Source organism: Pseudomonas sp. (assembly GCF_049301935.1).
Taxonomy (GTDB): domain Bacteria; phylum Pseudomonadota; class Gammaproteobacteria; order Pseudomonadales; family Pseudomonadaceae; genus Aquipseudomonas.
On the sequence record NZ_JBAQLP010000059.1, the window covers coordinates 137,224 to 145,078 of the forward strand.

A 7,855-nucleotide genomic window follows, 5' to 3' on the forward strand; every position below is an offset into this window, starting at 1 on the left:
GGTTTCGGTCGATAATCCGAGCCCCAGGCGCGTGGCAATAGAGTGCCCACACCTTAGTCAGAACGACTGACTCAATTTTTTGTAATGGAGATACACCATGACAACTACTCAAACCCTGCAAGGCAAAATCGCTTTCATCCAGGGCGGTTCGCGCGGTATCGGCGCAGCCATCGTCAAGCGCCTGGCCCGTGAAGGCGCGGCAGTGGCCTTCACCTATGTGTCCTCCGCCGAGCGGGCTAATGCCCTGGCCAGCGAAGTGACTGCGGCTGGCGGCAAGGCCCTCGCCCTCAAGGCCGACAGTGCCGATGCAGCCGCCGTGCAACAGGCCATTCGCACTGCGGTCGAGCACTTCGGCGGCCTGGACATCCTGGTCAACAACGCCGGTGTGCTGGCCTGGGGCAGTACCGAAGAACTGACCCTGGAACAGCTAGATCACACCCTGGCAGTCAACGTGCGCAGCGTGTTCGTCGCCAGCCAGGAAGCCGCCAAACACATGACCGATGGCGGACGCATTATCAACATCGGTAGCACCAACGCCGAGCGCATCCCGGTGGCCGGCGGCGCGGTATATGCCATGAGCAAGTCGGCGCTGGTTGGTCTGGCTAAAGGCATGGCCCGCGACCTGGGCCCACGCAACATCACCGTGAACAACGTGCAGCCCGGCCCGGTGGATACCGAGATGAACCCGGCCGATGGCGAGGGTGCCGAGTTCCTGAAAGGCCTGATGGCACTGGATCGATTCGGTAAAGCAGAAGAAATTGCCGGCTTCGTCGCCTACCTGGCCGGCCCAGAAGCGGGTTATATCACCGGGGCCAGCTTGATGATTGATGGCGGTTTCTCGGCCTAACTTGTCTCGATTTGGGGGCAGCTAACCGCTAGCCCCTTCTTACTTCTAATTTTTCTGCAGCCTTGAATGGCTGCTTTCGGCCGATTCTGTTGAAAAAGTAGGTTTCGGCGGCAGCCAGCAGATCAGGTGTGCCTGCTGCCAAAGTGGCTGCAAGCCACTTCAAGTTGCCTTTCGGCGTTTCACTGAGCGTCCTTGCTCAGGTTTGAGGGTTAATTTGAGGGTTTCTGCTCGCAGCAGGCGTACCTATCCCGTGAGCGGTGGCCCTTGAGGCAAAAGCTTGGCCATGCGGCGCAGGTTCTGCACCGTCGCCGCCAAAGTGAATTCGTCAGTGGCACCTGTCAGGCCACGCAGTCGTAAACGGTCGAGTTTCATGATCCGTTTGAGGTGGGCGAACAGCATCTCCACCTTCTTCCGTTCGCAACGAGAGACGATGTATTCCGGTGTCTTAGCGATGCGTCGCGCTACGTCACGGGCCGCTTCATGGATGCTCCGAGCGATCTTGCGGAATGCGGTATTGGGGCAGCACTTCGCTTTCAGCGGACAGGTGGCGCAGTCGGTTTGGCTGGAGCGGTAGATGATGGTGTCGGCTTTGGTCACACGCGATCTTTTCTGGGTGAAGGCACGCCATTCACTGCGCAGCGGTTTGCCGACTGGGCAGCGGTATTCATTGGTCTCTGGATTCCAGTGGAAATCGTTACTGGAGATGCTGTCGTCCTTGCGCTCAGTCTTGTCCCACACCGGCACATGCGGCTCGATGTCCTTCTCTTCGACCATCCAGGCCAGCATCGGGGCAGTGCCATAGGCGGTGTCGCCGATAAGGCGTTCCGGTGTTAGGTCGAACTGCGCTTCGACACGCTCGACCATCGTTCTGGTCGAATCGACTTCGGCGGTACGGTGCGCCGGGGTAGCTTCCACATCCATGATCACGCCGTGCTCAGTGTCGATCAGGTAGTTCGTGGAGTAGGCAAAGTAGGCCGGGCCGCCTGGCGCCGCTGTCCAACGGGACTGAGGATCAGTGAGCGAAATTTTCTTGGGAAGAGCCTCAGCCAGCGCCTCTTCATCAAGGGCTTCGAGGTACTCGCGCACTGCGCGGCTGCTGAGTGCTGGATCGCGCCAATCGACTTCATCTCCTGCTACCCCGCGTTGCCGGCTGGCATCCGCCTTGATGATGCTGGCGTCGACAGCGAAACCTTCACCCTTGACCAGGCCGGCTGCCATGCAGCGCCGCAGCACTTCATTGAACAACCAGCGGAACAGATCGCTGTCACGAAAACGGCCATGGCGATTCTTCGAGAAGGTCGAATGATTGGGTACTTCGTCTTCCAGACCCAGCCGGCAGAACCAGCGATAGGCCAGGTTCAGGTGCACCTCTTCGCACAATCGCCGCTCGGAACGGATGCCATAGCAGTAGCCGACGACGAGCATGCGCACCATCAATTCCGGGTCAATCGAGGGACGCCCGATGGGGCTATAGAAATCCGCCAGGTAGGCGCGCAGATCACTGAGATCCAGGCACTGGTCGATGCTGCGCAGGAGATGCTGGGCCGGGACGTGGTCTTCCAGATTGAACGAGTAGAACAGGCGCTGCTGTCCTCCCGGTAACTGTCCCATCATGCTGTTCGCCCCCACGCTCGCTGACAACGCAATTTTGCCAACGGCATGGGGAGGTCGCTACTTTTTCAACAGAATTAGCCAAGAGCAGTCATCCGGCATCTATAAAAGTTGGTGTTTCGCTTTCAGAATGGTATCTACAACCTTTGACGTTTACGTTGTCGACTCATGCCACCAAGCAAGTTGTTAGCTTTCAGGAAACTCTGCCAGTCACCGCTGCTGAACTGACTACCCTGGTCTGAGTGAGACATCACTTCCTGCTTGGGCTTGAGCAGCCAAACAGCCACCAGCAATGCATCAATAGCCAGATCGCTGGCCATCTGCGGCTTCACAGACCAGCCAATGACCTGCAGAGAAAACAGATCGAGCACAATCGCCAAAAATAACCAACCCTCATAGGTGTGGATGTAGGTTATGTCCTTGTCCCAGACTTTGTTGGGTTCGATGACATTGGATAGGTGCGTCAGATGATTCGGTGAAGCCACTTGAGACTTACAACCGTAGCGTCCAGATAGGCGACGGTACCTTTTCTGCGAGCGAAGCCCTTCAAAGCGCATCAATCGATGCAACACGATGCTTGCCGCACGCTTCTGGCAAACAGTGTTCTAGGTATTAAAGCGCTCCGTCAGGCCATGGAGATCTGACGCGGTTTTCTCTAACTCCTGCCCCCTATCACTAGCCTTGGAGGCATTCTCCAAGCTCTCATCAGCAGCCTCAGCTATGTGGTTGATCTGCCGTGAAATATCTTCAGCAACGTGAGCTTGCTCTTCTGCTGCCGCAGCCATTTGCTGGCTCATGGCACTTATGCGCTCCATGGCTGACTTTATTCCTTCAAGGGCTTGCTGTGTTTCACTGACACGCTGTACGCCTTGCTCAGCGTCCTCATTACCTTTGCGGGCGATCTCTACTGCGTTTACTGCGCTATTGCGCAAGGTGCTAATGATCTTCTGAATCGACTCAGTGGACTCTCTTGTTTTTTGCGCCAATGAGCGTACTTCGTCAGCAACAACAGCAAAACCACGGCCTTGCTCGCCGGCCCGCGCTGCCTCAATCGCAGCGTTTAGTGCGAGTAGATTTGTTTGATCAGCGATTGATTGGATCAAACTCGCTGCGGTATTGATGTAGTCCGTTTCGGTTGCAAGACTTTCGACTGCGCAAGTGACCTGATCCACTGTTACGGATAAGGCTTCTATAACTTTTAACGTTGTGTCCGCGACTTCACTCCCTTGTGCCACCAGACTAGAGGCGCTCTGTGCTTCCTCAGCTGTGAGCTGGATATTGGCGGCTACCTCGTTAATCGAGGCGGTCATTTCTGTCATGGCTGTTGCTGCCATATCGGCTTCAGCACGTTGTTCTGCCAACGCATGCCTGGTCTTGCTGGCAAGCGTTTGAGCATCCGCTGCACCCTGACTAGTCTGCTCGGCATAATCACCCAAGCGTGTAAGAACGGTTCGAATTCGTGCTGCTTCACTGATTAAAACCATACGCAGCTTGGCTGTAACGCCCTTATCTGTAGTGAATACCTTGGCGGCCAGTTCACTGTCGAAAGCATCCGGCACTTCACCCAGAGCAGCGTTGACACGATTCTGCAAACGCCTTACTGCCATAAGGCCCGCAGCTGGAGCACTAAAAAGCGGAACGATGGCCATCCAAAAGCTTGCTCCCATAGAGCTTATTAGAGCCGCACCGGCAAGGCCTATGGCAATAGGGGCAAAAAGTTGCCCAAGCAATGACCTAAAATGGTCTGCGGATGCTGAGCTGAGCTTGCCTTCGTTGATGCTGTCGTACAGCGCGCTTGCTCTGTTGACGCGCTCAGGGCTCGGTTTCGTTCGAACGGATTCGTACCCGATCAACTTACCGCTTTCAGTGATCGGCGTAACGTAGGCTTCAACCCAGTAGTGATCACCATTTTTACAGCGGTTCTTCACTATACCCATCCAGCACTTTCCGGCCTTGAGGCATTGCCACATGTGCTCATAGACAGAGGGTGGCATGTCGGGGTGCCTGACGATGTTGTGCGGGCTGCCAATCAGTTCTGCCCGAGTAAAGCCACTTATCGCCTCAAACTCATCATTGCAGTAGAGGATTTTTCCCGACGCGTCTGTTGCTGAAATCAGTCGTTGCGACTGATCAAAGCTTCGCTCGCGGCCTGTTAGGGGGAGGTTTTTACGCATTTTTCATAAGCCTTCTTGGTAGTGGCATAATGATATCATTTTCCAGCGAAGCCACTGGCTAGTGCCGGAAGGCGCTGCTGTTCTTCTTTCGGTAATCGGCCGCGTATTGTAAAAAATTAGGCCGTATCCAAGCATTAGCGCAAGCAAAGACGTCGACCCAGAAGTCACAAGGCACACATTCTTAGTGCCAAACTGACCCTGCTACGTAGCGGAATGAATAGCCCCTGTTTCTGTAGACACCTGATGACCGCTATTGGCCGTTCTCTGCCGGTCGTCACTACGGCGTGCGCGGGTCAAGTCGAATGCAAACGCTTGGCCGGCTTGAATGCAATTGACCGGTCAGTGGCTGTGCAAATGGGAGGGCAAATCACTGCAATTTCGCACACTCCGCCAGAACGCAGTGCTGGATTTGCTCTGCGCTCTCAGCGGGACCGATTTGAAGTCGCCCCCCGCGAGCCAATAGACGGATACATTCAAGCGATCCGATTACTGTGCAACGATGCTGCTGCACTGTATTCGGCAGCATTGGCCGGCGAACAGCAAGAAGCCGCCTGACGCCGATTGAGTGAAGATACGGAGCTATTTCCCCGCTTCTTCCGATGACAACTCAGCTTCGTAGCGCTGCACGAATTCAACAAGCCCAATCCCAAGCACCTTACATATGTCTCGCAGTTGCACGAGATCGAGTCTGCGCGATCCTCGCTCAATGTCGCTTGCGAACGACTGGGGTCGCTCTAACGCTTGCGCAAATTGCCCCTGAGTAAGGCCCGCTTCGGTACGGCACTGCTTGATAAGCCGAAACAAGACAAAGTTTTCGACTCGATAAACCGACTTCTCCACACGCTCTCACCCACCTGTTGACAGGCTGCGAATGTATATCTAATATTGGGATATCTGATTTAGGGAAATCAATATATGTCAATCACATCTATTTCTCCATTCATCGCTCTGCACGCCGACCGCTCAGCACTGCTCGACGTAACGGCACGAGTTCTATTGCTGACCGTTTCTCGACTGACCAGCCGTTTCGAAATTGATCTGCCTGAAGTATTACGTCTGTTGGCTGGCACCGACATCCGTATCCGCTTCGATCCAGTCAACGGCAATCCGTGTATCGCATTTGAAGACATTCCAGAATTACTAAGTGCAATTCGTCCGCGAAAAAATGACCGCCACAACAGAAAACACTTGAGCATGATTCTGGAGCACGCCGGGCTCTCCATGAGCATGGAACGTGAAGGACTCCTTTATTTACCAAGAACTCTGAGCGATGCACTACTCACGACCCTTCTTCCTTATCCCAGCTGGGAAATCGAGGATCTGCGGGAAATGACGACGTTCACGCAAAGCCTCGCCGTCTGCTGACTCCACCGCACGACACGTGCTGTGGAGTCAGATACTGATGCGCCACGCACATTTATATTGCACCGCAAGGGTTACCCCAACAGGAGCAAACATGGCACCCGCATCCTCGCCGACGCTGGAAGAAACCCTGGAAGCAATGCTCGAATGGGCAGTTCAAAAGCATCCAGAGCCTGACAGACTGGCATTCAAAGGACATCTAAAAAGTCTGATCGACGACTCAATATGCAGCGAGTCCTTTCATGTACCGCCCGCACTAGCAGAGCACGCGCTTAATGAGGTTTGCTTCATGCTCGCCCTCTGCAGCGGGTCAAAAGCCACAACACCCACGGTCCGCTTTGACACCCTCTGTACTCTTCTAGTGACGACAATCGGATTCGGAATAAAGCGTGCAAGCCAATGTGATGTAGAAGCGGTGATGAGGGCATTTGAACTTGTGCGGCTTAGCGATGGGGCCTGCAGAACCTAACTACACACCGCCTACCGAACCTTTCACTGGCCGGACAATTACTTTGAGTGAACTAAGCGAAATGAATGACCTGCTCTACGGACCAGGAGAGCCGATGTCCGGCAGCGAGATGACGGACGAACAAGCGATGGCTTATGCGCAAAAAACCTTCCCCCGCGGTGATTACTGTCTCGTCCGGCAGTGGCGCTGGATTGACCTCGACGTCAGCGAGCAGCAGCGCGCCGAACTAGCCAAGACAACGCGACTGCCGGCGATAATTTACGCACACGGAGTCGTCTACGACAGTAACCGTAGGTGGGATGTTGGCGATTTCGTCCGTACGTCGCCACTGCACGCCTTCGATAAAGGATTTCATTTTAAAACGCTCAACAGCACCTACCTGCTTCTAGGTGCTGGCGTGCGGAAACACGCTAGTGCGGAAGTTGTAGCTCGTATTTTCTGAATATTCGGCAAGCTAAATAGAATGCGTATTCATCTGCTTTCAGATCTGCACAACGAGCACGACGCATACACACCCCAGGATCACGATGCCGACATCGTGATCCTGGCAGGTGATATCGATGTGAAAGCACGCGGAGTCGAGTGGGCCAAGAAGGCATTCCAATGCCCTGTGCTTTACGTGCTCGGCAATCACGAGTACTACAGCGGCCACATGCCGGGCACGCTGGAGAAAATGCGTAACGCCTGCCTCGCCTCTCATGTGCAGGTGTTGGAGCGTGACGCGGTTGTGATCGGCGGCACCCGATTCTTAGGCGCCACGATGTGGACTGATTTTAGCGCCACAGGCAACAAGCCCCTGGCGTCAATCACTGCGCAAAGCATGATGAATGACTACCGACAGATCAGGGCGGGAGAGCATTACCGTCGGATCAAGACCGGCGACCTTGCTGACGAAGCTTTAAAAACACGGGAATGGCTTCTTAGCAAACTAGCCGAACCGTTCTCAGGCCAAACCGTAGTGATAACGCACCACGCACCGCTTATGCGCTCATTGTCGGAAAGCCCACATGCAGGTGGTCATCTTGATGCCGCGTATGCAAATGAATGGCTTGATCTGATGGACGGAGATCGAGTGGCATTGTGGGTACACGGCCACTCTCATACTCCGGTTGACTATCACGAAGCTGGAACACGGATCGTTTGTAACCCAAGGGGATACCCTGGCGAATGCACAGGCTTCGACCCGCAGCTAATCATCAATCTCTGAGGAGCAACGATGCGCTCAGTGCCTGTACACGGTGAGCAGTTACTGAATGAGGCATTGGCCTGTTGGCGCTGATGGAAAATTGACCCACCCTGCCGATTGAAATTTGACCCAGGGCGGATTGCTGATTTTGTTACCAGCAACTGTGGATAAGTCTACCAGCGCAGCTGCTGTTGCCCCCACTCCTT

At 54.7% G+C, this 7,855-nt stretch carries 7 protein-coding genes and 1 pseudogene; 4 read left to right on the plus strand and 4 right to left on the minus strand.

Going from position 1 to position 7,855, the window contains the following annotated elements; all coding sequences use genetic code 11:
- The first annotated feature begins 97 nt into the window (after nucleotides 1-97).
- Nucleotides 98-847 (plus strand): 3-oxoacyl-ACP reductase family protein, encoded by a 750-nt coding sequence (locus WA145_RS09285; protein ID WP_422581298.1) that lies wholly within the window; start codon nucleotides 98-100, stop codon nucleotides 845-847.
- A 243-nt stretch (nucleotides 848-1,090) separates the two neighbouring features.
- Here the strand turns inward: WA145_RS09285 and WA145_RS09290 are convergent, their stop codons facing one another.
- The 4 genes and pseudogenes from WA145_RS09290 to WA145_RS09305 all read right to left on the minus strand — a co-directional run bounded on the left by WA145_RS09290 (nucleotide 1,091) and on the right by WA145_RS09305 (nucleotide 5,472).
- Nucleotides 1,091-2,461, minus strand: a complete 1,371-nt coding sequence (locus WA145_RS09290; RefSeq protein ID WP_422581299.1) for a transposase — start codon at nucleotides 2,459-2,461, stop codon at nucleotides 1,091-1,093.
- Nucleotides 2,462-2,616: 155 nt separating this feature from the next.
- Nucleotides 2,617-3,055: pseudogene (locus tag WA145_RS09295) on the minus strand (DDE-type integrase/transposase/recombinase); the annotation flags it as partial.
- A gap of 8 nt (nucleotides 3,056-3,063) precedes the next feature.
- Nucleotides 3,064-4,632, minus strand: coding sequence for a methyl-accepting chemotaxis protein (locus tag WA145_RS09300; RefSeq protein ID WP_422581300.1), 1,569 nt, complete (start codon nucleotides 4,630-4,632; stop codon nucleotides 3,064-3,066).
- 579 nt (nucleotides 4,633-5,211) lie between these two features.
- Nucleotides 5,212-5,472 (minus strand): helix-turn-helix domain-containing protein, encoded by a 261-nt coding sequence (locus WA145_RS09305; protein ID WP_422581301.1) that lies wholly within the window; start codon nucleotides 5,470-5,472, stop codon nucleotides 5,212-5,214.
- Nucleotides 5,473-5,547: 75 nt separating this feature from the next.
- On the opposite strand from WA145_RS09305, the gene WA145_RS09310 reads away from it, so the two are divergent.
- From WA145_RS09310 to WA145_RS09320, 3 genes are all read left to right on the plus strand, one after another.
- Nucleotides 5,548-5,997 (plus strand): hypothetical protein, encoded by a 450-nt coding sequence (locus WA145_RS09310; protein ID WP_422581302.1) that lies wholly within the window; start codon nucleotides 5,548-5,550, stop codon nucleotides 5,995-5,997.
- A gap of 527 nt (nucleotides 5,998-6,524) precedes the next feature.
- Nucleotides 6,525-6,905, plus strand: coding sequence for a DUF6957 family protein (locus WA145_RS09315; protein WP_422581303.1), 381 nt, complete (start codon nucleotides 6,525-6,527; stop codon nucleotides 6,903-6,905).
- 21 nt (nucleotides 6,906-6,926) lie between these two features.
- Nucleotides 6,927-7,670: a metallophosphoesterase gene (locus tag WA145_RS09320; RefSeq protein ID WP_422581304.1), complete on the plus strand. Its 744-nt coding sequence runs from the start codon at nucleotides 6,927-6,929 to the stop codon at nucleotides 7,668-7,670.
- Nucleotides 7,671-7,855: the final 185 nt, after the last annotated feature.